Consider the following 26,245-nt stretch of genomic DNA (forward strand, 5'->3'; position numbering starts at 1 on the left):
AGCTAACCCCCGTTCTCAGACGAACTTCTTCGACGCGAGGTAGTCGGCGGTCTTCACGCCGCCGTCGCCCTCGTCCTTGACGACCGTGCCGGCCGCGCGCGGCGGGGCGACGGCGAAGTCGGCGACCTCACTCCAGGAGTTGGCCAGGCCGACCTGTGCGGCGTCGATCTCGGCGTCGGCGACGCCGAGCTTCTCGACCGGCTTCTTCTTGGCCGCCATGATGCCCTTGAAGGAGGGGTAGCGCGGGTCGTTGATCTTCTCGACCACGGAGACGACGGCGGGCAGAGTGGCCTCCACCCTGTCGTAGCCGTAGTCGGTGACGCGCTGGATCGCGATGGACGACCCGTTCACCTCGACCTTGTTGGCGAAGGTGAGCTGCGGAACGCCCAGGCGCTCGGCGAGCATGGCGGCGAGGACGCCGGTGCGGGCGTCGGTCGACTCGGAGCCGAGCACGACCAGATCGAAACCGATCTTCTTGAGCGTCTGCGCCAGGGCGTAGGAGGTGCCCAGCGCGTCGGAGCCGTGCAGCGCGTCGTCCACCAGGTGGACCGCCTTGTCAGCGCCCATGGCCAGGGCCTTGCGGATGGTGTCACTGGCCTTGTCGGGACCCATGGTGAGGACGGTCACCTCACCGCCGTGGGCCTCCTTCAGGCGCAGCGCCTCCTCGACCGCGTATTCACACAGCTCGTTGATGACGCCGTCGGCGGCATCGCGGTCGAGCGTCTTGTCATCGGACCTCAGCTTGCGCTCGGTCGCCGTGTCGGGGACCTGCTTCACGCAGACGACGATGTTCATGGCCGGTGGCCGACCTCCCGTGTTCGCGTGCGCCACCGCGTCGCTGCGGTTGGCGCCGGATGCTCGGTACGCACACGCGGGGCACGTGCACGTGATGCCAAGACTGCCAGGTGCCCGAGGGCGGTATGACAGCGGGTGGCCTGGTCGGGACGTACCCGCCCTGGCCCTCCGACATCATGTTACCCAGCGGTAGCTTAGGTGCAAACCACCAGGCTGTACGGCTTGCCCGGACGGCGGAGGGTCTGCCCGCCCAGTCACCCTCCCACCATACCGAACTATATTCCGGAATCTGCGCATGAAGACCCCGTCCTCGGCGGGCCACCCCGGGGGCGCCGGTGGAGCCTCAACTTGCTATCAGGATCGCCACCAGGACGGAGACGACGGTGCCGAGGGCCAGCGCGAGAGTGAGGGTGCTGAAGAACGCGCCGAGCGCGGCCCAGAGCGCGATGGCGCCGGCGGCGCTGCCCAGATCGACGATCATACGCGGGCGGTTCCGGCGGGCGAACAGCGCGATCGCCGCGTCGATGAGCGTCACCAGGCCGTAGACGGTGAGCAGGAGCAGCGACACCTCCGGGAGCGGCTCCCTGGCCGTCGCGGCCATCAGGGAGACGAGCAGGCCGGTGCCGATGACCCAGCGGCGGTGCAGGACCACCCGGCGGCGCTCGCGGAACTCCTCGGCCGAGAGCCTGCCGGAGACCGGGCGCCGACCGCGACGCCACTCGCGGGTGGTGAGCTCCTGCACGGCGCCCGCCGACCCGCCCGCCTCGTGCAGGGCGACGTCCTGGACCTCGGCCGGCTCCCGCCCCCCGACGGACTCGTGGACCCTGGTGGCGACCGGGGAGGACCGGGGCCGCGGGATCGCCGCGCGGACAGCCGGGCCCGCGGCGCCCAGACGGTCCAGAAGCTCGCCTGCGACGGGCCGGACGGCCGGCTCCCGCCGCAGGCACTCCTGGAGCACCGGTTCCAGCCAGCCGGGCACGCCCTCCAGATCGGGGGCCTGGTGGACGACGCGGTAACCCACCGCCGAGGCCGGGCCCGTGCCGAACGGGTGCCGGCCGGTGGCCGCGTAGGCCAGCGTGGCGCCGAACGAGAAGAGGTCGGTCTCCGCTCCCGAACCGGTGCCCTCGATCACCTCGGGTGCCAGATACCCCGGCGTGCCGAGGATCACCCCGGACACGGTGACCGAGACGGAGTCGAGCGCGCAGGCGATACCGAAGTCGATCACGACCGGTTCGCCGTCGGTCAGGATCACGTTGGCGGGCTTCAGGTCCCGGTGCACGACCCCGGCGGCGTGGACGGCCACCAGGGCCTCGGCCAGGCCGCGCGCCAGCCGTACGAGATCGTCGCCCTCGACCGGCCCGTCCCCGGCGACCACCGCGCTGAGCGGGCGGCCCTGCACGTAGCGGGTGACCAAGTAGGGGCGGGCGCCCTCCAGCGAGGCGTCCAGGACCTCCGCGACGTGCGGGCCCTCGACCCGCCGCATGGTCTCCACCTCGCGGGCCAGCCGGGCGAGGGCCGTCGCGTCGGCCGCGACCTGTGGGTGCAGGATCTTGACCGCCACCGTGTGCCCCTCGGGGTCCAGCGCGAGGTGGACCTCGCCGAACCCGCCCGTGCCGAGCGTCGACAGCAGGCGGTACGGGCCGAGGCGCTCACCGTCCGGCGCTCCCATGCGACTCCCTCCGGCGTGTCCCCTCATCGTGCCCTAGAGGAGCCGATCGCGCACCGGTCACTGTCCGAAGGTGAGGAACCCGAGACCGAGACTCGTCATCAGGTCCTTGACGAGACCGCCGACGAGGTCGAGGACGCCCATCGTGCCGTTCTCCACCTGGAGCTGCCACTGCCTGTGGAGCTGCTTCACCACGTCGCTCGGCTGGTCCCAGGGCGCGAAGGACGCGTCCGCGCCCAGCACCGCCACCACCGAGAAGAACGCCAGCGTGCCCAGGATGATCGTGGTCACCATGGCCGCCCCGGGGCTGCGGATCACGCCGGTCAGCACACGGGAGACGGCCTTTCGCGGCTTGCCGCCGCCGGGCAGCACGAACAGCCCGGCCACGAACCCGCCCGCCGCGTAGGCGGCGGCCTGGTCGGTGCCCATCTTCCCGACGTAGGTCAGCGCGCCCCACACGCACATGCCGAACATCGCGGCGAGCGGGGCCGTGAGCAGCGTCGCGAGCATCGCCTTGACGAGCGCCCACGGGGTGCCGAGCACCGCCAGCAGCGGATCGGTGGCGCTGTTGCCCCGCACCGAGCGGCGCTGGGCCAGATCCCCGAAGAGGTATTCGCCGACCCGCAGGCAGGCCACCGCGACCAGCGCGAACGCGCTGACCATGACCGGCAGCACGCAGGCCAGCGCGACGAGGATCGTCAGCAGCAGCAGCGCGGCCAGCGGATGGCCGGTGCGGTAGCGCGGACGGTCCTGCGGCGGAGTGCGCGGGAGGTCCTGTGGCGGGGTGTGGGGCCGGGGCTGGACGGCCGGCGGGGCGTACGGCCGGGCCTGGCCGGTCGGCGGCGGCGGCGGGTAGCCGGCGACCCGCTGGTCGGCGTAAGGCGGCGGGGGTGCGCCCCTCGACTGCTGCGCCGAGGGCGGGGCCGGGATGTACGGCGGCGGCGGGGTGGCCGGGACGTACGGCGGCGGGGTCGTCCCCGTGGGGCGGGGCGACTCGGCGCGCGGCCTGCGCTCCCGCCGCTCCGGCTTGGCGTACTCCACCGGGGTCAGCAGGTCGGAGTAGCTTCCGTCCTGCGGCAGCGCCCGGGTGCCGTTCGGCGTGGACGGAGAGGGTGACGGGGGCGGGGCCTGCCCGTCCAGGAGCTTGGTGCCGTCCGTGTTGAGCACCTTGGTGCCGTCGGTGTTGAGCACCTTGGTGCCGCCGTCGAGGACGGTGGTGGGCGGTGTCTCCTGGAAGGCCGTCGCCGAGGGGTCGAGGGCACGCGCCATCCGGTACAGCGCCTGCGCGTCCGGCCGGGCGGCGGGATCCACCGCCAGGGCCTGGCGGAGCCAGCCGCGCAGCCAGGCCGGGGCCAGGTCGATGTTGGCCCGCCCCTCCATGATGTTGAAGCAGACGACCTCGAAGCTGCCCGTGCCGAACGGCGGCTTGCCCGTCGCCCCGAAGAAGACCGTCGAGGCCAGCGCGTGCACGTCGGCCGCCTGGGTGATCTCGGTATCCCGGATGATCTCCGGAGCGAGGTAGCCGGGTGTGCCGACGAACATGCCGGTCTGGGTCAGGCGGGTGGCGTTCACCAGGTGCGCGATACCGAAGTCGATGACCAGCGGCTCACCGTTGACGATCATCACGTTGGACGGCTTGAAGTCGCGGTGGATGACGTCGGCGGCGTGAATCGCCACGAGCGCCGCGCACATGCCCTGGGCGATCTTGATCACCTCGTCGGGCGCGAGCGGCCCGTCGGTGAGGACCGTCTCCTCCAGCGTGCGGCCCTGGGCGAAGCGGGTCACCACGTAGGGCTGCTTGCCGGACAGTTCGGCGTCGAGGACCTCGGCCACCTGCGGGCTGCGCACCCGCCGCATGGTCTCCACCTCGCGGGTGAGCCGGTCGCGGGCCTTGAGGTCGGCGGCCACGTGCGGGTGCAGAACCTTGACCGCCACCTCCCGCCCGTGCTCGTCGAGCCCCAGGTGGACGACCCCCATGCCACCTTCGCCGATCTTTCTGAGCAGGCGGTATGGTCCCAGCCGCTCAGGCGCCTGCGTGTCCCCCGTCATCGCGCCGCCTTCCGTAGATCCGTCAGTTCCGTCACCACCGTCCCGACATCGACCGGCGCCCAGAGCGCCTGCCGTGCCCCACCCCTCACGGTGCCGATCGCAAGAAAGATCATGAGCACGGCCACCGCGCCCAGCAGCGCGGCCATGATCATGGCCGCGCTGCGCGAGGGCAGCAGTGATGCCAGCGTACGTCGCATCTGGCGGCTGGGGCCCTCCACTCCGGGCCCGGCGCAGACCGTCCAGAGCGCGACCGCCGCGCCCCAGCTCAGCGCGTTGGCGGCGGGCATCCTCACGACGATCACGGTGAGCAGCAGCGTCACCGGCAGGCCGAGGATCAGCGCGTACGGCACGAGCGCGATGGTGATGCCCACCGATTTCAGGAGCGCGGCCGGCTGGCCGAGCACCCGGACCACGTCGGCGGCGGCCGCACCCGCCGCGCGGCGGGTGTTGAGCCTGGGCTGGGCGATGTCGGCGGCGCGGAGCAGGACCGCGACCGGGATCGCCACGACGGCGACGGCGATCGGCATCACGACGGCCGTAACCGTCATGACGATCAGCATCATCGTGCTCGCTACGCCGTACGCCTTGGAACGCTGCAACGTGTGCCCCGGCCGCTGGCCGGGGTGCGGAGCCGCGGGCGTCTGCGAATGAGGCGGCTGCGGGTGGGCGTACGGGTAGGGCGGCGGTGCGGGCCGGACGTGGGGTGTCTGCTCGAACAGGGCCTGCTGCTGCAGGTATGGGGGCGGGGCCTGGACGGGCGGAGGGAGGGTGTTTCGGACGTAATCCTGCAGGTCCTGCGGGCGGACCCGCTGGGTGGGGATGTCTCCGTCGGGCACCGGAGCCGGGGACTCCTGCCAGGCCGGAGTCCCGGGCCTGAACTGGTCGCCGGTGGAGAACCGGCGTCCCCTGGCGGGGATGTCCTCGGGGCTGAGCATGCCGGTGGGCAGGTCGCGTGAGTCCTGGTGGGCCACGGCCTGGCGCAGCTCCTCGGCCGTCACCCTGCGGGTGGGCGACGGGTCGGGGGGCTGCTCGCCGAGCAGGGAGACGTATTCGCGCGGCTGCGCCGCCGGGGCCGGGAGCCACGGCGGGGACTGCGGCGGGTTGCCCGGGCGGGAGGCCACCGGGGTCGGCACGTCGCCGGGGTCGCCGAAGTGCGCGACCGTGCTGATCTCGTCGGGCGCCCGGGACCGGCCCGGATGGGGCAGCAGGCGCTCCACCTGCGCGGCCAGCTCGGTGGCCTTGGGCCGCCTGGCCGGGTCGCGCTGCAACGCGGCCCGCAGCACCGGCTGGAGCGCCTGCGGGACGGCGTCCACGTCCGCCTTGCCCGCGGTGATGTTGTAGAAGATCATTTCCAGCGTGCCCTTGCCGAAGGGCGGCTGGCCGGTGGCCGCGAAGAGTAGCGTGCCCGCCCAGGCGTGCACGTCCACCTCGGGGCCCGCCTCGTGGCCCTCGATGATCTCCGGGGCGAGGTAGCCGGGCGTGCCGATGAACATGCCGGTCTGGGTGAGCCGGGTGGCGTCCACGGCCTGCGCGATGCCGAAGTCGATGAGGACGGGCTTGCCGTCCAGGATGAGGACGTTGCCCGGTTTGAGGTCGCGGTGGATCACGCCCACGGAGTGCACCGCGGCGAGGGCCGTCGCCACCCCGTGCGCGACCTTCAGCAGCGCGGGCAGCTCCATCGGGCCGTCCTGCTTGATCAGCTCGTCCAGCGGCCGGCCGGGGACGTATCGGGTCACGATGTAGGGCCGGTGACCGGTCACGTCGGCGTCGAGCACCTCGGCGATGTGGTCGCTGCGGACCCGCCGCATGGTCTCCACCTCGCGCGAGAGCCGCCGGCGCGCGACGTCGTCGCCGGCCACCTCGGCGCGGAGGACCTTCACGGCCACCTGCCGCCCCTGTGGGTCGACCGCGAGGTGGACGACGCCCATGCCGCCCTCACCGAGCCGCCGGAGCAGTCGGTAGGGGCCCAGTCGGTCGTCCTGATTCATGGCATGAAGAACCATACCGGCTTAAACACCGCCCATGAGATGAACCATCAGGCCATAGTCTTCGATTGAACAACGTCTGCCAGAGCTCAACGGTTTCCCAAAGGCAGGCAACACTCAATCTCTTTTCGGCGTCAGTTCGCCAGGCGGAGCACCTCGGCGGTTTTCAGGCCGGCGAGCACCGCACCCGGAATCGCCAACTTGGAGTGCCGGACGCCACTGCCGATCACGACCTCCGGGTGGGCCGCCACGGCCTCGTCCACGAGCACCGGCCACCCTTCGGGCAGCCCCAGCGGAGTGATCCCGCCGTACTCCATCCCGGTCAGACCGACCGCCTCCTCCTGCGGCGCGAAGGAGATCTTGCGTGCGTCCAGACGCCGCCGGACCACTCCGTTGACGTCCGCCCTCGTCGTGGCGAGCACCACACAGGCCGCGTGGCGGACCTCCCCGCCCCGTTTGGCCGCCACGATCACGCAGTTGGCCGATTCCCCCAGGCTCACACCGTAGCGCTCGCAGAACGCCGCCGTGTCCGCCAGCGTGGGGTCGATCTCCGCGACCTCGACCCCGTCGAGTCCCGCGACCGCCCGCGCCACCGGCTCCGCCAGCAGGTCCAGCCGTGTGGCCGCCCCGACCCAGTCCAGTGTCCCGATCGCCATCGTCGTCCCCCTCCGTTCATCTGCTCTGAGAGAGCGTACGGCCCGGGCGGCGAGCTCAGGACGGCGTCTGGAGAACCCGGCTGTGGAGTTCGGTGACGGCCTTCCTGGCCGACTCCATGGCTCCGGCCTGCCAGGCGATCAGATGGGTGAGCCAGTCACCCGCGAAGTAGACCCGGCCGGCCGGGCGCTGCAGAAGGGTGAAGGCGCCCTGGCGGGAGGGCCAGGCGACCCAGCCGCCCTCGATGTGCGGCCGGCGCTGCCAGGCCATCGAGACGCTGGAGCGGAGCTCGCTGCGGTATTTCTCGCCGTGGATCTTCTTGCCCTCGGTGAGCGCGCGGTTCAGGCGCTCGCGGTGGGACAGCGCGCCGTACGTCACGGCGTCGTCCCCGGTGTTGTAATAGCCGACGACCAGGCCGCTCCTCGCGTGGTAGCCGTAGGAGGGGTACCAGATGTGGGTGATGTCCAGGTCGGTCTCGGTGATCCCGCCGTAGATGCGGTCGTCGATCTCCCACCACCGCCTGCGATACTCCAGGCCGATCTTGCCCGCGGCGATCGGGACGGGGGTGCGGAGCGCGGCGGTGACCGGGGCGCCCAGGTTGTGCGGGATGCGGGCGAGCAGGTGGGGCGGGAGGGCGGCGACGCAGTAGTCGGCGCGGAGCGTACCGCCCCGGTGGGCCACCTCGACGCCGTCGGGCAGGTTTTTGATGCCGGTGACCGGGGTGCCCGTCTTGATCCGGTCGCGGCCGACCTCCCGCGCCAGTGCGGTCACGATCGCGTCCATGCCGCCCACCGGCTGGAACATGGGCATGGCCTGCTCGTAGCCGAAGTCCATGGTGAGCGCCCTGCCGGTGCCGGCGGCGAGCACGTCGGTCAGGGAGGGGAGCGTGCCGGCGGGGACGCCGCCGGTGACCCCGGGGTAGGTCTCGAAACCCCGGCGGGTGGAGCCCCGGTAGGTCAGGTCGGGTCCGAGGTCACCGAAGTCCCGCAGGAACTCGGCGAGCCGGTCACGGTCGTCCTTGGTCAGCCGCCGGTCCAGCGCGCCGGTGTGAGCCGCCTTGGCCAGCAGTTCCGCGATGTAGCCGTAGGCGTCGGCCCGGGCCGTCCGTGCCCGCGCCGGGGCGGTCATGCCGGCCGTGTAGACGTAGGCCGAGGCGTTGTTGTTGACGAACGCCTCGATGGGCACGCCCAGCTCTCGGCAGTAGTCCAGGGTGACCATCCACTGCGCGATCCGTCCCGGACCGGCGTTGAAGTAGGTCCCCTCCTCGAACTCCGCCGTCTGGGTCTGCCCGTCCGTCTCGGTCAGCCGGTCCCCGGCGCGCACTGTGAGGTTCCTGCCGCCCACCCGGTCGGCGGCCTCCAGGACCGTGCAGTCGTATCCCGCCTTGCCCAGCTCGTAGGCGCAGGTCAGACCGGCGACCCCCGCTCCGAGGATCACCACCTTGGCCGCGCCCCGGCCGCGCAGGGAGAAGTCGGAGGGCTGCGGGGGGACGAAGGCCTTCTCCTGGGAGTCGGGGGCCAGGCCGAGCGCCCCCATGGCCGCGAACATGGCCCCGGCGCCGCCGGCCGCGCCCACGCCGACCAGCAGCGCCCTGCGCGTCATCACGGTGGAGTCGGTCATCGCGCGTCAGCCGTACCCGTGGCTGCCGCAGGCGATCTGGCCGCCGATGGTGGCGAAGATGCCCATGACCGCCATGATCTGGGAGAAGTCGTCGGTGACGAACTCGGTGTGGCGGGGACCGGCCGACCGCACACCGGGGATGAGCGCACAGCCGGCGGCGATCGCGGTGGAGTTCCACTCGACGCCGAGGGTGAACGGCGGCTCGGGGACGCAGGGACGGAAGTCGGCGATCCGGTTGAGCGCGCGGGTGGTGGCCTCCCGGATGCGGGCCTGGGCGACGGCGGGCGGCAGGAGCTCGGCGGAGAACCTGTCGACGCCCGACTTGACCGCGACGGTCTCGACGTCGCCGAGGAGCTCGCGGGCCTCCTCGCAGACCGCCTCGTCCCCGGTCACCAGGGCCACCGGCACGCCGAGCGACCCCGCGAACGACGCCACCAGGCGGGTCTCGCCGCAGACCTCCCCGTTGAGGTAGAGGTTCTGGATCTCCTTGCCCATCCAGGTGTGGTTGAGGACGCCGTGCTGGACCCCGGCCCGCGCGTGGTATCCGGCGAAGCAGGCCGCCCCGTGGGTCCGGTCGAGGCCCTGCCCCATCCGCAGCGGCTTGCCCGGCCCCCGGATCAGCGTGGCCCGCTCGTCGAGCAGATCGATCCTGAGGTTCTTGGTCGAGCCGTGGGCGTCGTTGACGCGTACGGCCTCGGCTCCGGCGTCGAAGGCTCCCTGGATGACGGCGTTGGCGTCCGCGGTCATCAGCTCGCAGCCGCGCTCGTAGCCCCGGCCTCCGGCCTGCATCTCCTCCGGGTCGGTCAGACCCGTGACGCCCTCCATGTCCACCGAGACGTATACCTTCACGACATCCCCCAGGTCTCGACGCGGCGTGCCTCGTCGTCGCTCATGAAACCGATCTCCGCCGCGACGAAGTCACGGACCTGTTTGCGCCACGGCTCGGGGATCTCCTCGATCGCGGGCGGGTAACAGCGGTCCAGCCAGGCCGTCGACGCCTCGGTCGCGCGCAGGAACGCCGCGGCCCTGCCGAAGACCGTGTCCTCGATGCCGGGTACCCGCGCGCAGCCGTACTCGATCATCTCCTGACCACCGTACGGCGGAGGCTCCTGCCACTTGCGCGCGACCGGGCGGCCCGGAGCGACCGTGGTGCGCAGCGGGCGGCGTTCGACGGCGGCCTGGATGAGCTCCTTGTAGAGACACTTGCCGCAGGTGCCGCAGGGGCCGTTGACACCGCGCAGGCACCAGCGGACCTGCTCGCGCAGGACGGACTCCAGGGCGAGGCGCATGGTGACGGCCTCACTGACCCCGCCGACCGGGAGCACGATGTGCACTCCGGCCGCGGCGAAGACCTGTCCCCAGGCGCCGTGCGGGGACCACATCGGGTTGTCGGGGGTGTGGCGGAGCAGGTAGCGGTCGCCGCCCAGCCAGCGCGAGCCCAGCTCGTAGCCGAAGGCGAGGCCGCCCAGGTCGAGCTCGTCGGCCAGGAGCAGCGCCCCGGCGGCCACCGCGTGGTGCTCGGGGTAGCCGGGCCGGGGCTCGGCGAGCGTGAACTCCAGGTCGGACCGGACGACGGTGAGCTCGCGGCCGGTCTTCTCCGCCAGCGAGGCCAGCACGTCGGCGCGGTAGTGGGTCCAGCGGTTCGGCACGCGCGGGTGGGAGACCCGCTGGAAATGCACGAACGGCGCGTCGGGCAGCATCGCGGCCACGGCCGCGGAGTCGGCGCCGCCGCTGTAGGAGATCGCCAGCCTGCTGCCGGAACGCGCCGTCGCTCCGACGGGCCCCGCCTCGATCCCCCAGCCCGACTGGAGGGCCGTGGCGAGCTCGGCGGAGATCGGGCGGTCGAAGACGACCGCGCGCCTGGTCCACGGCGCGACGACGGTCCACGCGGCGAGCGCCGCCAGATCGGGGTGGACGGCGCGCGGCGCGCGCGGCAGTTCGACCCGGAAGGAGTTCGTGGCCAGTTTCAGGGGCTGGCCGTCGGCGCAGAAGCCGGTGATGGCGTCCTCGGCGTCCAGCCGGAAGGTGAGATGCCGCACAGCGCCGTCGGCCGTCCAGGCGACCCTCACGCGACGCTCCCCGAGGAGGGCTCCAGGCTCGCCGGCGCCGTACCGGCAGACGTCATGCCCGTGGGAGGAACGCCTCCGGGGAGGCGTTCCACGGCCTGCCAGAGCAGGACCTCGTTCTGGAGAACCCCGTCCAGCGCGACCGCCGTCTCCCGGGCCAGCCGGTGGGCGTCGTCCCAGCGCTCCGCCCGCTCCTGGCCGACACCGGCCTTCGCCACCTGCCCTCGGAGCCGGTCGACCTCGGCCCGCAGCGCGGTCACCTCCCGGCCCAGTGTCCGGACCTCCCAGAGCGCATCCCTGATGTCCTGCCGGTGGTCGGCAAGGGAGATGTACCGGGAGTCGAACCACCCCCGCACCGCCCGCCGTAGCCGGGCGGGCACCAGCGCACGCTTCACCAACCGAACCATAATCCGGCACGATACCGGCAAACCTTGATCTACCCGGGCGGTCCTATCACAGATTGATGTCGACGCCCCTCCGGGACGCGCGTCAGCGGCCGGTGAACGTGGCCTGGGCCTTCTCCGCGAAAGCGCGCATGCCGATCCCGGCGTCGTCGGTGGCGAACAGGGCCGAGAACTGGAGACGCTCGATCTCCAGACCGCTGGCCAGATCCACCTCGAGGCCGCGGTCGACGGCCTGCTTGGCGGCGCGCAGGGCCAGCGCGGGGCCGCCGACGAACCTGGCGGCGTAGGAGAGCGCCTCGCTGTAGACGTCGGCGTCGGGGACGACCTTGTCGACCAGCCCGATCTCCAGCGCCTCGGCGGCGGGGACGTGGCGACCGGTGAAGATGAGGTCCTTGGCCCTGGCCGGGCCGACCAGCCGGGGCAGCCGCTGGGTGCCGCCCGCTCCGGGGATGATGCCGAGCAGGATCTCCGGCTGGCCGAGCTTGGCCGACTCGCCGGCGATCCGGATGTCGGCGCAGAGCGCGAGCTCGCAGCCGCCGCCCAGCGCGTAGCCGGTCACGGCGGCGATGACCGGCTTGCCGATCCGCGCGACGGCGGTGAAACAGTCCTGCAGCACCCCGGAGTGCACCGACATGTCCGCATAGGACATGCCGGCCATCTCCTTGATGTCGGCCCCCGCCGCGAAGACCCGCTCTCCGCCGTAGAGGACCACGGCGTGGACACCGGCGTCGGCGTCCACCTGCCGGGCGCACTCCGCGATCTCTTCCTGCACCTGACGGTTGAGGGCGTTCATCTTCGGCCGGTCCAGCCTGATCGTCGCGATCCCCTTGGCTGTCTCCACCCGCACGAACTCACCCATGACCATCCCTCCGCCGGAAACGCCGTCCCCCCAAACATAGGGCGCACGTCAGTTGACGGGCAGTACCAGGTCCCTGGTTTCCCCGGGAGGCTCGACGAGGCCCCCGGTCAGCCGGAGGTAGATCCGCTCGTACTTCTCGCTCATCGCGTCGACGCCGAACCGGCGGGCGACATGGGAGCGGCACGCGTGCGGGTCGAGCATGTCCGCCGCCTCGATGGCCTCGGGGAGCTCCTCCGCGTGGCTGCGGACGAACCCGGTGATCCCGTCCGCGACGACCTCGGGCACGGCTCCCCGGTCGAGCGCGACCACGGGTGTCCCGCAGGCCATGGCCTCGATCATCACCATGCCGAACGGCTCCTCCCACAGGATCGGGAAGACCAGGCAGCGGGCCGCCGCGAGCAGCTCGCGTTTGCGGGAGGCGTCGGCCTCGCCGATGTACTCGGCGTGGGCACCGAGCCGTGGCCGGACGTGCTCCTCGAAGTAGTCGTGCTCCACCTGCTCGGTGAGCTTTCCGGCGAGCAGGATCCGCCGCCCGGCCGCCTGGGCGGCGTCGATGGCCAGGTGGGCGCCCTTGTCCTCGTTGAAGCGGCCGAGCCACAGGACCCAGTCGTCCTTGTGCTCCCGGAAGGGGAAGGACTGTGCCTCGACGGCGTTGTGGACGACTCCGGCCCAGTTCAGGTCCGGGGCGAGCCGCCGCTGCGCCGCGGAGATGCCGACCATCGACACCGTCTCGGAGAGCACCCGGTAGTACGCGCCGTACTCGCCGTCCACCTCGCCGTGGCAGGTGATCAGGGTGGGCACGCGCCGCGTGGCCGCGGTCAGCGGTCCGGCCAGCGAATGGTCGTGGACGATGTCTGCGTCGAGGTCCGCGATGATGTCCTGCGCCATGGCCGCGTGCAGCACCTCGGGCAGCGCCTCGCCGATGCGCTCGGAGGGTGCCGGATCGTAGGTGCACAGGAAACGTGCCGGAGTCCCCGGCTTGCCCGCCCCGATCAGGGTGATGTCGTGCCCGCGCCGCGACAGCCCGGCGACGAGCCCGGCCAGCATCGCCTCGATGCCCCCGTAACCCACGGGTGGCACGTCGTACCAGGGAGGCGCGATCATCACGATGCGCATCCCGCCGCCGCGCCACCCTTGAAGTTCTGATGTGGAGATCACACCCACCTCGCTTCCGGGCCTCGCGGCCCTCAGGAAACCTCTGGATTAATCGATCAGGGGGTCAGGGGAGGTTTCGCAGTGGGCCGACATGGGTGGGCGCGGCTCGTTACGCAGGGTTATGCCCTCGGGCAGCCCGGTGACGGACACCTTGCCGTCCTTGACGTCGATCGTGATCCGGGAGTCGGCGAAGGAGAGCGCCGTGATCCGTATGTCGTCCAGCCCGACGGGAGCCAGCCAGACCTGGCCGTAGGGCACCCACGGGTCGAAGCGGAGCAGGTTGCGGACCAGATGGATGGGGGTCGCGGCGGCCCAGGCCTGCGGGGAGCAGGAGGTGGGATACGGCACCGGCATGGGGAACTGGGCCCGGTCGAACCCGCAGAACAGCTCCGGCAGCCGCGTGCCGAAGGCCTCGGCCGCGTCCAGCAGGCCGTAGGCGATCCGCTGCGCCTCCTCGGCGAAGCCGTAGCGGATCAGGCCGGCGACGACGATGGAGTTGTCGTGCGGCCAGACCGAGCCGTTGTGGTAGCTCATCGGGTTGTAGGCGCCCATGCCGGCGGACAGGGTGCGCACGCCGTACCCGGTGAACATCTCCGGAGACAGCAGGTGCTCGGCGACGGAGGCCGCCCTGTCCTTCTCGACGATTCCGGTCCACAGGCAGTGCCCCATGTTGGAGGCCAGACTGTCGATGGGGCGTCCTCTGCCGTCGAGCCCGATGGCGTAGTAACCCCGGTCCGGCAGCCAGAACCTCTCGTTGAACGCCTCCCGGATCCGGGTCGCGCGACCGATCCAGTGGTTCTCCAGACCCTGGTCGCCGGCTTCGTGGGCGAAGTGGGCACGCGCGTTGTAGGCGGCGTAGACGTAGCCCTGGACCTCGGCCAGGGCGATGGGCGGGCGGGCCAGGGTGCCGTCGGCGAAGTTGATGCCGTCGAAGGAGTCCTTCCAGCCCTGGTTGACCAGGCCGTGGTCGGTCTTGCGGCGGTAGAAGAGGAAGGGGTCCGCCGATCTGGTGATCCAGTCGAGGGCGTCGTCGGCGTGCGGCAGGATCTCCTCGACCTCTTTCGGGTGCAGGCCCCACCGGCGCAGCTCACCCAGGAGCATCACGAACAGCGGGGTGGAGTCGACCGAACCGTAGTAGGCGAGGCCACCATGCGGCGAGGTGCCGGCCTGCACCCCGAAGCGGAGCTCGTGCAGGATCTTGCCCGGCTCCTCCTCGGTGAGCGGATCGTCGGTCCTGCCCTGCAACCGGGCCAGGCGCCGCAGGGTGCCGAGCGCCAGCGACTGGTCCAGGGGGAGCGCCATCCAGGACGCCAGCAGCGAGTCGCGGCCGAACAGGGTCATGAACCACGGCGCTCCCGCGGCGATGCTGGGCGGTTCGTCGGGCCGGTCGGGCTCGAACAGCCGCAGCGCCCCGAGGTCCTCCCTGGAGCGGCGCAGGATCTGGGCCAGTGCCCGGTTGGAGGTGCTGACGGTCGGGCTGTGACGCCGCCAGTCGGCGCGGCGCCGGACGGGCTCGGCGTGCTCCAGCGGGTGGTGGGTGGAGAACCAGGTGGGTGTCTCCTCCCCCTCCAGGACCGGGTTGACCTGCAGGGTGACGGTCCAGTCGGCCCGGGCGGGGACGACGATCCGGAAGACGAGCATGCCGGGGACGGCGAACGGCGCCGGGTCGGCCAGCACTCTGGTCCCCCGCGACCGGGTGACGGAGAAGATCATTAATCCCGACCTGTCGGGCGTCACCTCCACGTCGGTCACGTGGTGGACCCGGCCGCCCTTCACCTCGAACAGGTCGGCCATGTCGGAGCCGACGTGTATGTCGAGCACGCATCCGGCCGGTTCGTCGGACAGGTTGCGCAGGGTCAGGTCCTCACGGAGACCCGCGCCGACGTAGCGGTCCCTGATCACCAGCAGGGTGCTCTCCGCCCGCCCCGGCCGGGGAGCCGCCCGGCCGACGAACGTCGCGTGGTAGGGCTCGCCCGCGAGCACCGCGAGCGATTCGACCGGAGCCTCGTCCACCCGGAGCTCCCAGCGCGACAGCAACCGGGTGTCGGCGTGGAAGATCCCCTGTGCCCCGCCCTGCACGATGTCGCCGTTGGACGCGCACACGCAGAAGGAGCCGTCCTCGACCAAGGTCACCGTGGTGTCGCCCAGGGTTCCGGGCTGGCCTTCGAAAGTCCACCCGTTCAATGCGCTTCTCCCGGTGTGAGTGAGTGCCCCTGTAGGACTTCCCCCTCACGCAGAAGAGGAACGGCACATCAGCCGTTCACCGAAACGTTTTGCCTGATCAAGATGGTTATCACGCTATCTCGCGCCAAGAAGGAGATAAGGGCGTCCACGTCTTTCTCACTCGGCGGGCCCGTCGGCAGGGATGGTTCCGGGGGAAGTGACAGCGAGGTGGGGACGAGTGGACCGCCGCCGGGGCGATGGGAACACTCAGGCCGCTGGACCCCATGCCAGATGATTACCCTCTGTTTTCGACAGGACGCTGTCGGCAACCGCCCCTCCTGGTATGCCTGACGCTCACCAGGACGGGTCCGGCGTCTCCCCGCGAGAGTTCAACCCCGCCCACCCCGCATGGTGAAGGAATTCTTCTCCAACTGTCACAAAAATGAAGAAACTTATTGACATTGCGATCTTAACTTCGCAGTCTGACTTGCACCGGATCCCCCAGCCGAGGAGCACCCCCATGCAACGATCCACGCCGCTCCGGATGACGGTCGCCGCCGTCATGGCCGTCGGCGGCCTCGCCTTCATACAGCCGGCGTCGGCCCAGGCGGCCCCCGACGACCGGCAGGCGGCCTTCACCACGGCGGCCAAGACCTACGAGGTGCCCGAAAGCGTCCTGCTCGGCGTGTCCTACCTGGAGTCCCGTTGGAACGCCAACGCGGGCCTGCCGAGCAACTCCGCCGGGTTCGGCCCCATGCACCTCACCGACGCCGCCGCGCTCAACACGGCGCCCGCCACCGACCATCACGGCCAGGGCGAGGAGGACCCCCGCGGCGACGACAGCCGCCCCCTCACGCTGCGCGAGCACCTGGTGGCCCCCGCCGCGATACCCACCTCGCTCAGGACGCTGGAGAAGGCCGCCGAACTCACCGGCGCGAGCCGCGAGGAGCTGCGCGGCGACCCAGCCGTCAACATCCGCGGCGGCGCCGCCCTGCTGGCCGACTACCAGAAGCAGCTCGGCGCGCCGCTCAGCGCCGACCCCGCCGAGTGGTACGGCGCGGTGGCCCGCTACTCGGGCGCCGACGAGGCCGAAGCGGCGAAGTTCTTCGCCGACGAGGTCTACGCCACGATCGAGGCCGGCGTCGAGCGGGTCACCGACGACGGGCAGAAGGTCGGGCTGAAGGCGGTGCCCGGCCTGAAGAAGGTCGAGAAGTGGCTGGAGAAGCTCAAGCTGCGCTGGCCCCACCGCGACGGCGTCGAGTGCCCGCTCACGATCTCGTGCGAGTGGGTCCCGGCGCCCTACCAGGCCCTGCCGGACGACGACTACGGAAACCACGACCTGTCCGACCGGCCGCGGAACCAGAAGGTCGACTACATCGTCATCCACGACATGGAGGGCTATTTCGACCCCTCCCTCAGGCTGGTCCAGGACCCCACCTACGTGAGCTGGCACTACTCGGTGCGGTCCAACGACGGCCACATCGCCCAGCATGTCAAGACCAAGGACGTCGCCTGGCAGGCGGGCAACTGGTACGTCAACGCCAAGTCCATCGGCATCGAGCACGAGGGCTTCCTCGGCGAGGGCGCGGCCTGGTACACCGAGGCGATGTATCGCACCTCGGCGAAGCTGGTGCGCTACCTGGCCCTGCGGTACGGGGTCCCGCTGGACCGCGCGCACATCATCGGCCACGACAACGTGCCCGGCACGCTGCCGACCACCGTCAAGCAGATGCACGAGGACCCGGGCCCCTTCTGGGACTGGGCGCACTACTTCGACCTGCTCGGCAGGCCGCTGCACGGCTCCGGCGGGCCGAAGGCGGAATCGGTCATGATCCTGCCCGACTTCGACAAGAACCAGCCGTACTACTACGGCTGCGACCGCAAGAACCCGTCGGCCGACTGCGTGCCGCAGGGCTCGTCGTCGGTCTGGCTGCGCACCGAGCCGCGCGAGGACGCCCCGCTGGTCAAGGACATCGGCAAGCACCCGACCGGCGACTCGCTCTACAGCGTCTTCGACCACAGCGCCCGCGCCAACACCGGCCAGCGCTACGCTCTGGCCGACCGCCAGGGCGACTGGACGGCGATCTGGTATCTCGGTCAGAAGGCCTGGTTCCACAACCCGGCCGCCCAGCCCACCGCGGTCCCCTCCCGGGGTCTGGTGGTGACGCCCAAGCCGGGGCTCGCAAGCGTCCCGGTGTACGGCAGGGCGTATCCGGAGGCGGAGGCCTACCCGGCGAGCGTGCCGTACCAGACGATCACCCCGCTGCAGTACACGTTCGCCGCAGGCCAGCGCTACACCCTCGGCCTCGCCGCCCAGGGTGAGTTCTACCGGGCCGTGACCTTCGACGCGTCCCAGCATGTGATGGTCCGCGGGAAGCTGAAGTACTACCAGATCCAGTTCGGCCACCGCGTGATGTTCGTCAAGGCCGACGACGTCGTGGTGTCCGTCGCCTGATCCCGGGACGGCCCGCGGCGGCCGGGGGAGCCGGGCGTGAGTCCCGCTCCCCCGGCCCGCTCGCGCGTGACCGGCTCCCCGCGGGTCTCCCCGGGTCCCCGGCCGGCCTTCCCCCGGCCGGGGTTCCTCACCTGCCCGGTCGCCCGCCTCAGCGCAGAGTGCCGTTGGTCATGCCGGCGGGCTCCTCCGGGACGGCGATCATGCCGAGCTCGGAGGGTGTCGCCATGAGGGGATGGTCCGGGACGACCCGGACGGTGTAGCCGAAGGCTCCGGTGCGGTCCAGCGGAATGGTGCCGCCGAAGACCGCCTTGCCGTCGTCGCCGACCGCCTCCAGGGCGAGATCCGCATACGCCGGGCCGACCAGCTCGTCGTGCAGCCCGACCAGGCCGTAGGCGGCCTGGACCCGGATGTCTCCGGGCTCCAACTCGCCCAGGGCGATGGTGGCCCGCAGCTCCAGCGCCGCCCCCACCTCGGGGGTGTCCGCCAGGTTGGAGGCCTCCACGTGCTCGACCCGGACCCCCGGCCACGCCTGGGAGACCTTCAGCTTCCACGCGGCGAAGCTCTTGGCCGGTTCGTAGCCGTCGGCCAGCAGGGCCCGTGCGGACCCCGCCGCCGGGGCGTAGAGGCCGACCACGTAGTCGCGGAGCATCCGGCCGGCGAGGACCTTGGGGCCGAGGGAGGTCAGGGTGTGCCGGACCATCTCCAGCCAGCGCAGCGGCAGACCGTCGGAGGCGCGGTCGTAGAACCGGTCGGCCACCTCGTGGTCGATCAGGTCGTAGAGCGCGCCGGCCTCCAGCTCGTCACGGCGGTCGGGGTCGGTGACGCCGTCGGCGGTGGGGATGGCCCAGCCGTTGGTGCCGTCGTACCACTCGTCCCACCAGCCGTCGCGGATCGACAGGTTGAGCCCGCCGTTCAGCGCGGCCTTCATCCCGGACGTGCCACACGCCTCCAGGGGGCGCAGCGGGTTGTTCATCCACACGTCACAGCCCTGGACGAGGAGCTGGCCCAGGGCCATGTCGTAGTCGGGCAGGAAGACGATGCGGTGCCGGACGTCCTCCGCGTCGGCGAACTTCACGATCTGCTGGATGAGCTTCTTGCCGCCCTCATCGGCCGGGTGCGCCTTGCCCGCGATCACGATCTGCACCGGCTTGTCCGGGTCGAGCAGCAGCTCGCGGAGCCGGTCGGGGTTGGACAGCATCAGGGTGAGCCGCTTGTAGGAGGGGACCCGGCGGGCGAACCCGATGGTCAGCACGTTCGGGTCGAGGGCGTCGTCGATCCAGGTGAGCTCGGCCCGGGAGGCACCCCGGTCGAGCCAGGAACGGCGCAGTCGCTCGCGGGCTCCCCCGACCAGCCGGGCGCGCAACCGCCCGCGGATCTCCCAGATGTCGGCGTCGGAGATCTTGTTGACGCCCTCCCAGCCCTGGGCCCGCTCGACCAGCGTGGGCAGCTCCCGGCCGGCCAGCTCCATGATCTCGCGGCCGACCCAGGTGGGCGCGTGCACGCCGTTGGTGATCGAGCCGATCGGGACCTCGTCGACGTCGAAGCCCGGCCACAGGCCCTGGAACATCTCCCGGCTGACCTCGCCGTGCAGCTCCGAGACGCCGTTGACCCGCTGGGCCAGCCGCATTCCCATGGCGGCCATGTTGAACTTGCCCGGCTCGTCCTCGGCGCCGAGCGCCAGGATGCGGTCCACCGGGACCGTCGGCCACGCGTTGTCGCCGCCGAACTGGCGGGCGATCATGTCGCTCGGGAAGCGGTCGATGCCGGCGGGGACGGGCGTGTGGGTGGTGAAGACCGTGCCGGCGCGGACCGCCTCCAGCGCCTCGTCGAAGGAGAGCCTGCTCTCGGTGAGTTCGCGGATGCGCTCCAGTCCCAGGAAGCCCGCGTGTCCCTCGTTGGTGTGGAACACCTCGGGCTCGGGGTGGCCGCTGACCCGGGAGTATGCGCGGATGGCGCGGACGCCGCCGACGCCGAGCAGCAGCTCCTGCATCAGCCGGTGGTCGGTGCCCCCGCCGTACAGGCGGTCGGTGACGTCGCGGGCGCCGTTGTCGTTCTCGGCCACGTCGGAGTCGAGCAGCAGCAGCGGGACCCGGCCCACCTGGGCCACCCAGACCTGGGCGTGCAGCGTGCGGTGTTCGGGCAGGGTGATGCCGACGCGCACCGGCGTGCCGTCCTCCTCCTTGAGGAGGGTCAGCGGCAGGCCGCCGGGATCGAGGGACGGGTAGTGCTCCAGCTGCCAGCCCTCCGGCGAGAGGGACTGGGTGAAGTAGCCGTGCCGGTACAGCAGGCCGACCGCCAGGATCGGCACGCCGAGATCGCTGGCCGTCTTGAGGTGGTCGCCGGCGAGGATGCCCAGGCCGCCGGAGTACTGCGGCAGAGCGGCGGCGATGCCGTACTCGGGCGAGAAGTAGGCGACGGCCCGTGGGGCGTCGGGGATGGTCTGATACCACCGCGGCGCGGTCATGTACTCACGGAGGTCGTCCGCCGCGTCGGCGACCCGTCGCAGGAATCGGCGGTCGGCGGCCAGCTCGCGCAGACGTCCCGCGTCGACCGCGCCGAGGAGGGCGACGGGGTCGTGGCCTACACGCTCCCAGACGACCGGGTCGACCTCGGCGAAGAGGTCGAGTGTCTCGGGATGCCACGACCAGCGAAGATTGTGCACAAGCTCGCCGAGGGAGGCCAGCTCCGGAGGAAGGACGGTGCGGACGGTGAACCTGCGGATTGCTCTCACGCTGCCAGACCCTAGTTACTCAGCGCCACGAGGGCGACCCCAACACTCACGCGTCTCCCCCTCACCGCTATCAATCACCTCCAAACACATCAAAGTCAGGTTGGTCACGTCCCAGTGCAACGCGCCGGGAGGAAGAGGTCCCGCATTCTTCCCCCGACAGGCATGAAGATGGACTATTGGGGCAACGCATCTATGGACCGCAACGCCCTGCTCCCCGGACCCGGCCGTCCGCGAGGGGTGGCAGGACGCCGACCCGTCCCCGGGGCCGGTGACGGGGTGTTTGAAAACGCGAAGATCTTTTCTGCCGACTTTTCCCGGCGGTACCGGGCGTGCCGTCGCTACCTTGAGACGCGATGATCGGACGAATCCCAATCCAGGACATCCAGCCCACGGTCGACTGCGGGCGCCGCCCCGCCAAGGCCGCCGCGGGCGAGACCTTCGAGATCTCCGCCACCGTGTTCCGGGAGGGACACGACGCGGTGGCCGCCGGAGCCGTTCTCATCGGTCCCGACGGCGTGCGCGGCCCGCTGCTGCGCATGCACGAGCTTGCCCCGGGCACCGACCGCTGGGGCGTCGAGGTGACGCTGCCCACCGAGGGCGACTGGCACTTCCGCGTCGAGGCGTGGAGCGACCCCATGGCCACCTGGCTCCACGACGCGGGCATCAAGATCCCACGTGACATGGACGCCGAGCTCATGTGCGAGGAGGGCGCCCGGCTCTTCGAACGCGCCGCCAGAGCCGTACGGCCCGCGGACTGCGGGAGTGTGGCCCGCAGGCCCGTCGCCAGGACCGGGGCCGCGGACGGCAAGGCGGTGAAGGGCAGGAGCGCGAAGGCGGCGAAGGCTCCGGGGAAGGCCGCCCGCGGCGTGACCCTGAGCGCCGAGACGGCGGTGCTGGAGGCGGCCGCGGACGTTCACGTCTGCGGGCACCGGGCCGCGTTCCTGGCGGTGGCGGCCAAGCTGCGCGACGGGGACCTCGACCCACGCGCCCGGTTCTCGGTGGCCCAGCTCCCGGACACGGCGGAGCTGCTGCGCGCGCACCCGCTCCGCGACCTGGTGACGAAATCGTCCAGGCGCACGGTCAGGGTCGACCGGCGCAGGGCGCTGTTCGGATCCTGGTACGAGTTCTTCCCGCGCTCCGAGGGGGCGATCGTCGAACATGACACTGCCCCCAAGTCCGGAAATTTCACGACTGCCGCGAAGCGGCTGCCCGCGGTCGCCAAAATGGGCTTCGACGTCGTCTACCTGCCGCCGATCCACCCGATCGGACACAGCTTCCGCAAGGGCCGCAACAACACCCTGACGCCCGAGTCCTACGACCCCGGCTCTCCCTGGGCGATCGGCTCCGAGGAGGGCGGCCACGACGCCATCCACCCCGACCTCGGCACCTTCGAGGACTTCGACGCCTTCGTGGCCAGGACCCGCGAACTCGGCATGGAGGTCGCCCTCGACCTGGCCCTGCAGTGCGCGCCCGACCATCCGTGGGTCAAGGAGCACCCGGAGTGGTTCAACATCCGCGCCGACGGCTCCATCGCCTACGCGGAGAACCCGCCGAAGAAGTATCAGGACATCTACCCACTGAACTTCGACAAGGATCCGGAGGGCATCTACGCCGAGGTCAAGCGGGTGGTGCGGCTCTGGATGGACCACGGCGTACGGATCTTCCGGGTGGACAACCCGCACACCAAACCGGTGGCCTTCTGGGAGCGGCTGCTGGCCGACATCAACTCCACCGACCCGGACGTGCTGTTCCTGGCCGAGGCCTTCACCCGCCCGGCGATGATGCAGGCGCTGGCCAGGGTCGGCTTCCACCAGTCCTACACTTACTTCACCTGGAAGAACTCCAGGCAGGAGGTCGAGGACTACCTCGGTGAACTCTCCGGCGAGACATCGCACTTCCTGCGGCCGAACGTATTCGTCAATACTCCGGACATTCTTCATGAATACCTACAGCACGGGGGAGTCTCAGCATTTCGGATCAGAGCGGTCCTTGCGGCGATGGCGATGCCGACCTGGGGCGTATATGCCGGATACGAGCTTGCGGAGAATGTTCCAGTTCGACCCGGTAGTGAAGAATACCTAGATAGCGAGAAATATCAGTATAAGCCTCGCGATTGGGCTGAGGCCGAACGTGAGGGCCTTAGCCTGGCTCCCTTCATCACGCAACTTAATTTGTTGCGAAGAGCACACCCGGCGCTCCAGGAACTGCGTAACCTACGGTTCCATAGCGTCGACCATCCGGATGTGGTCTGCTTCTCCAAGCGGCTGCCCGGCGCCCATGACACGGCCACACGACGGCACGGCCTGGGCGACGTGGTTCTGACGGTCGTGAATCTTGACCCACACAACACCCATGAGGCCACGGTGTCCCTGGACATGCCGGCCCTCGGTCTCGACTGGCGTGCCGAGTTCGTCGTTGACGACGAACTGTCGGGCGAGTCGTATCGCTGGCGGCAGGACAACTACGTGCGCCTCGATCCCCATATCCACCCAGCACACATCTTCACTTTGCGTGCCGCGACGGCGAACCAGCGGTGAGCCGGCCGGGTGCGCGATACCGGCAGAACAGCGGGGAGTCCACTGGTGAGTCAGCTACCTGAGCCCATTCCGAACACCTTCGACGAGGAGAAGCCGCGCGACCCGTACTGGTTCAAGCGCGCCGTTTTCTACGAGGTGCTCATCCGGGGATTCGCCGATTCCAACGGGGACGGCACCGGAGACATCCGCGGTCTCATCAACCGGCTGGACTATCTCCAGTGGCTGGGGGTGGACTGCCTCTGGCTGCTCCCCCTGTACGAATCCCCGCTCCGCGACGGCGGTTACGACATCGCGGACTTCATGAAAATCCTTCCCGAGTTCGGGGATCTCGGGGATTTCGTGAAATTGGTGGATGAAGCCCACAAGCGGGGCATGCGTGTCATCGCCGACCTGGTGATGAACCACACCAGCGACCAGCATCCCTGGTTCCAGGCCTCCCGCCACGACCCCGAGGGTCCGTTCGGCGATTTCTACGTCTGGAGCGACTCCGACGAGACGTACCAGGACGCCCGGGTCATCTTCATCGACACCGAGACGTCCAACTGGTCCCACGACCCGGTGCGGGGCCAGTACTACTGGCACAGGTTCTTCTCCCACCAGCCGGACCTCAACTATGAGAACCCGGACGTCCAGGACGCGATGCTGGAGGTGCTGCGGTTCTGGCTGGACCTCGGCATCGACGGGTTCCGGATGGACGCCATCCCCTACCTGTTCGAGCAGGACGGCACCAACTGCGAGAACCTGCCCAGGACGCACGAATACCTCAAGCGGGTCAGGGCCGAGGTCGACCGCCTCTACCCCGACCGGGTGCTGCTGGCCGAGGCCAACCAGTGGCCCGCCGACGTCGTGGAGTATTTCGGCGACCCGGCGGCCGGCGGCGACGAGTGCCACATGGCGTTCCACTTCCCGCTGATGCCGCGCATCTTCATGGCCGTCAGGCGGGAGTCGCGCTACCCGATCTCGGAGATCATGGCCCAGACTCCGAAGATCCCCGAGAACTGCCAGTGGGGCATCTTCCTGCGCAACCACGACGAGCTCACGCTCGAGATGGTGACCGACGACGAGCGCGACTACATGTACTCCGAGTACGCCAAGGACCCCCGGATGCGGGCCAACGTCGGCATCCGGCGGCGGCTGGCGCCGCTGCTGGAGAACGACCGCAACCAGATCGAGCTGTTCACCGCGCTGCTGCTCTCCCTGCCCGGTTCTCCCGTCCTCTACTACGGCGACGAGATCGGGATGGGCGACAACATCTGGCTGGGCGACCGCGACGGCGTCCGCACCCCGATGCAGTGGAGCCCCGACCGCAACGCCGGGTTCTCCGACTGCGATCCCGGCCGGCTGTATCTCCCCGTCATCATGGACCCGATCTACGGCTACCAGGCGATCAACGTCGAGGCCCAGCAGAAGAGCTCCGGCTCGCTGCTGCACTGGACCAAGCGCATGATCGACATCCGCAAGCGGCATCCGGTCTTCGGCCTGGGGGCGTTCACCGAGCTGAACTCCTCCAACCCGAGCGTCCTCGCCTACGTGCGTGAGCTGGGCGACGACCGCATCCTGTGCGTGAACAACCTCTCGCGGTTCCCGCAACCGGTGGAGCTCGACCTGCGCCGGTTCGAGGGCTCGGTGCCCGTCGAAACCATGGGTGGAGTTCCTTTCCCGCCGATTGGCGAACTTCCGTATCTTTTGACGCTTCCTGGGCATGGGTTCTACTGGTTCACCCTGCCACCCGCAAACCAGGAGGCGTAAAGCCGTGTTGACGGAGCTCCTTACCGGCTGGATCACCCATCAGCGATGGTTCGCCGGTAAGGGGCGGCCGATAGACGAGCTCGTCGTCGACTCCGACGTCGAGCTCACCCACGGCCTCCGTCATCTGATCATCTCGGTCCGTCAGGCCGGGACACGCGACCGCTACCAGCTCCTGCTCGGCACCGGCGGAGACACCTCCGGCCGCTACAGCCACGCCCGGATCGGCGACGGCTGCTACGACGCCGCCTACGACCCCGACCTCACCGCCACCCTGCTCACCGGTATGGCCGAGGGCCGCGACCTCGGCCCGCTGCGCTTCCGCCACCTGGAGGGGGTGGAGATCGACACCTCCCTGCGCAGCCTGGTGCTCGGCGCGGAGCAGTCCAACACCTCCCTGGTGTACGGCGAGACCTACATCTGCAAGATGTTCCGCCGCCTGATCCCCGGGCTCAACCCCGAGCTGGAGATCGTCACCGCCCTGGCCCGGAACGGCTCCCACCACATCGCGCAGCCGTACAGCTGGATCGAGGCCGAGCTCGACGGCGAGCCCACCACGCTGGCGATGACCCAGGAGTTCCTCGCCACCGCCAACGACGGCTGGGCCCTGGCCCTGGCCAGCGTCCGCGACCTGTACGCCTCGCTCGACCCCTCGGCCTCCGACGCGGGCGGCGACTTCAGCTCCGAGGCCTACCGGCTCGGCGTGGCCACCGCCGAGGTCCACCACGAACTGGCCGCCGCGTTCCCCACCGACGTGATGGAGACGCAGGAGGTCAAGCAGATGATCGAGGACCACCGCCGCCGCCTGGCCGGCGCGGTCCACGAGGTGCCCGAGCTCGCCGAGCACGCCCGGGTGGCCCAGGAGGCCTACCAGCGGGTCGCCGACGTGATCTCCGAGATCCCCGTCCAGCGCGTCCACGGCGACTACCACCTCGGCCAGGTGATGCGCACGACCGGCGACTGGGTCGTCCTGGACTTCGAGGGCGAGCCCGGCCAGCCCCTCGCCGAGCGCCGCGCCCTGTCCTCGCCGCTGCGGGACGTGGCCGGCATGCTGCGCTCGTTCGACTACGCCGCCCGCCATCTGCTGGCCGGCCACCCCGACGCCGAGCAGTTGCGCCCCCGCGCCATCGAGTGGGCCGAGCTCAACCGTTCCTCCTTCCTGGCCGGCTACTCCGCCGGCGGCGGCCGCCTGCACGCCGAGGACGCCGTCCTGCTCCGCGCCCTGGAGCTGGTGAAGGCCGTCTACGAGGTCACCTACGAGGCCCGTAACCGCCCCACCTGGCTCCCCATCCCGCTGGCCGCCTTCCAGATGGGGCGCTAGGCCTGCCGCCCGAGAACCGGGTGAGACACGCGGATCTCC

Annotated in this window: 17 protein-coding genes; 4 read left to right on the forward strand and 13 right to left on the reverse strand. The window is 70.6% G+C overall.

What is annotated here, in order from left to right; all coding sequences use genetic code 11:
* Positions 1-15 precede the first annotated feature (15 nt).
* The 12 genes from FHR32_RS07190 to FHR32_RS07245 all read right to left on the reverse strand — a co-directional run bounded on the left by FHR32_RS07190 (position 16) and on the right by FHR32_RS07245 (position 15,437).
* Positions 16-795, reverse strand: coding sequence for an electron transfer flavoprotein subunit beta/FixA family protein (locus FHR32_RS07190; protein WP_184753578.1), 780 nt, complete (start codon positions 793-795; stop codon positions 16-18).
* Between the two features lie 343 nt (positions 796-1,138).
* Positions 1,139-2,464 carry a serine/threonine-protein kinase gene (locus FHR32_RS07195; RefSeq protein ID WP_184753579.1) on the reverse strand — a complete coding sequence of 442 codons (1,326 nt, stop codon included), beginning with the start codon at positions 2,462-2,464 and terminating at the stop codon, positions 1,139-1,141.
* 57 nt (positions 2,465-2,521) lie between these two features.
* Positions 2,522-4,510, reverse strand: a complete 1,989-nt coding sequence (locus FHR32_RS07200) for a serine/threonine-protein kinase (RefSeq protein WP_184753580.1) — start codon at positions 4,508-4,510, stop codon at positions 2,522-2,524.
* A complete protein-coding gene (locus FHR32_RS42880; protein ID WP_221465298.1) occupies positions 4,507-6,498 on the reverse strand; it encodes a serine/threonine-protein kinase in 1,992 nt (663 codons plus the stop codon). The genes FHR32_RS07200 and FHR32_RS42880 overlap by 4 nt, the downstream gene beginning before the upstream one ends.
* Before the next feature lie 131 nt (positions 6,499-6,629).
* Positions 6,630-7,151: a YbaK/EbsC family protein gene (locus FHR32_RS07210; RefSeq protein WP_184753581.1), complete on the reverse strand. Its 522-nt coding sequence runs from the start codon at positions 7,149-7,151 to the stop codon at positions 6,630-6,632.
* 55 nt (positions 7,152-7,206) lie between these two features.
* Complete coding sequence (locus FHR32_RS07215) at positions 7,207-8,769, reverse strand: flavin monoamine oxidase family protein (RefSeq protein WP_184753582.1); 1,563 nt, start codon at positions 8,767-8,769, stop codon at positions 7,207-7,209.
* A gap of 6 nt (positions 8,770-8,775) precedes the next feature.
* A complete protein-coding gene (locus FHR32_RS07220) occupies positions 8,776-9,618 on the reverse strand; it encodes a M55 family metallopeptidase (RefSeq protein ID WP_184753583.1) in 843 nt (280 codons plus the stop codon).
* Positions 9,615-10,838 carry a DUF6395 domain-containing protein gene (locus FHR32_RS07225; protein ID WP_184753584.1) on the reverse strand — a complete coding sequence of 408 codons (1,224 nt, stop codon included), beginning with the start codon at positions 10,836-10,838 and terminating at the stop codon, positions 9,615-9,617. The genes FHR32_RS07220 and FHR32_RS07225 overlap by 4 nt, the downstream gene beginning before the upstream one ends.
* Complete coding sequence (locus tag FHR32_RS07230) at positions 10,835-11,230, reverse strand: nucleotide exchange factor GrpE (protein ID WP_312882106.1); 396 nt, start codon at positions 11,228-11,230, stop codon at positions 10,835-10,837. The genes FHR32_RS07225 and FHR32_RS07230 overlap by 4 nt, the downstream gene beginning before the upstream one ends.
* Before the next feature lie 94 nt (positions 11,231-11,324).
* The gene (locus tag FHR32_RS07235) at positions 11,325-12,098 is read right to left on the reverse strand and encodes an enoyl-CoA hydratase/isomerase family protein (RefSeq protein ID WP_184753585.1); all 774 of its coding nucleotides are present in this window, start codon (positions 12,096-12,098) and stop codon (positions 11,325-11,327) included.
* A gap of 48 nt (positions 12,099-12,146) precedes the next feature.
* Positions 12,147-13,256: a glycosyltransferase family 4 protein gene (locus FHR32_RS07240; RefSeq protein ID WP_312882108.1), complete on the reverse strand. Its 1,110-nt coding sequence runs from the start codon at positions 13,254-13,256 to the stop codon at positions 12,147-12,149.
* 45 nt (positions 13,257-13,301) lie between these two features.
* Positions 13,302-15,437, reverse strand: coding sequence for an amylo-alpha-1,6-glucosidase (locus FHR32_RS07245; RefSeq protein WP_184753586.1), 2,136 nt, complete (start codon positions 15,435-15,437; stop codon positions 13,302-13,304).
* A 499-nt stretch (positions 15,438-15,936) separates the two neighbouring features.
* Here FHR32_RS07245 and FHR32_RS07250 point away from each other — a divergent pair, with 499 nt between their 5' ends.
* On the forward strand, positions 15,937-17,871 hold the full coding sequence (locus FHR32_RS07250) for an N-acetylmuramoyl-L-alanine amidase (protein ID WP_184753587.1): 1,935 nt from the start codon (positions 15,937-15,939) through the stop codon (positions 17,869-17,871).
* A 148-nt stretch (positions 17,872-18,019) separates the two neighbouring features.
* Here the strand turns inward: FHR32_RS07250 and glgP are convergent, their stop codons facing one another.
* The gene (gene glgP, locus FHR32_RS07255; RefSeq protein WP_184753588.1) at positions 18,020-20,602 is read right to left on the reverse strand and encodes an alpha-glucan family phosphorylase; all 2,583 of its coding nucleotides are present in this window, start codon (positions 20,600-20,602) and stop codon (positions 18,020-18,022) included.
* A gap of 353 nt (positions 20,603-20,955) precedes the next feature.
* Between glgP and FHR32_RS07260 the strand changes: the two genes are divergently transcribed.
* The 3 genes from FHR32_RS07260 to FHR32_RS07270 are packed head-to-tail and all read left to right on the forward strand — an operon-like array spanning position 20,956 to position 26,206.
* Entirely contained in the window at positions 20,956-23,139 is a 2,184-nt protein-coding gene (locus tag FHR32_RS07260) for an alpha-1,4-glucan--maltose-1-phosphate maltosyltransferase (RefSeq protein WP_184753589.1), read from the forward strand.
* 45 nt (positions 23,140-23,184) lie between these two features.
* Positions 23,185-24,888, forward strand: coding sequence for a maltose alpha-D-glucosyltransferase (gene treS, locus FHR32_RS07265; protein ID WP_184753590.1), 1,704 nt, complete (start codon positions 23,185-23,187; stop codon positions 24,886-24,888).
* A gap of 4 nt (positions 24,889-24,892) precedes the next feature.
* Entirely contained in the window at positions 24,893-26,206 is a 1,314-nt protein-coding gene (locus FHR32_RS07270) for a maltokinase N-terminal cap-like domain-containing protein (RefSeq protein ID WP_184753591.1), read from the forward strand.
* Positions 26,207-26,245: the final 39 nt, after the last annotated feature.

It is taken from the genome of Streptosporangium album (assembly GCF_014203795.1).
GTDB classification, from domain to species: domain Bacteria; phylum Actinomycetota; class Actinomycetes; order Streptosporangiales; family Streptosporangiaceae; genus Streptosporangium; species Streptosporangium album.

Coding starts and splice junctions, on each gene's coding strand:
- FHR32_RS07190 (WP_184753578.1), bottom strand. CDS start 795: ATGAACATCGTCGTCTGCGTGAAGCAGGTCCCCGACACGGCGACCGAG.
- FHR32_RS07195 (WP_184753579.1), bottom strand. CDS start 2,464: ATGGGAGCGCCGGACGGTGAGCGCCTCGGCCCGTACCGCCTGCTGTCG.
- FHR32_RS07200 (WP_184753580.1), bottom strand. CDS start 4,510: ATGACGGGGGACACGCAGGCGCCTGAGCGGCTGGGACCATACCGCCTG.
- FHR32_RS42880 (WP_221465298.1), bottom strand. CDS start 6,498: ATGAATCAGGACGACCGACTGGGCCCCTACCGACTGCTCCGGCGGCTC.
- FHR32_RS07210 (WP_184753581.1), bottom strand. CDS start 7,151: ATGGCGATCGGGACACTGGACTGGGTCGGGGCGGCCACACGGCTGGAC.
- FHR32_RS07215 (WP_184753582.1), bottom strand. CDS start 8,769: ATGACCGACTCCACCGTGATGACGCGCAGGGCGCTGCTGGTCGGCGTG.
- FHR32_RS07235 (WP_184753585.1), bottom strand. CDS start 12,098: ATGGGTGAGTTCGTGCGGGTGGAGACAGCCAAGGGGATCGCGACGATC.
- FHR32_RS07250 (WP_184753587.1), top strand. CDS start 15,937: ATGCAACGATCCACGCCGCTCCGGATGACGGTCGCCGCCGTCATGGCC.
- FHR32_RS07260 (WP_184753589.1), top strand. CDS start 20,956: ATGATCGGACGAATCCCAATCCAGGACATCCAGCCCACGGTCGACTGC.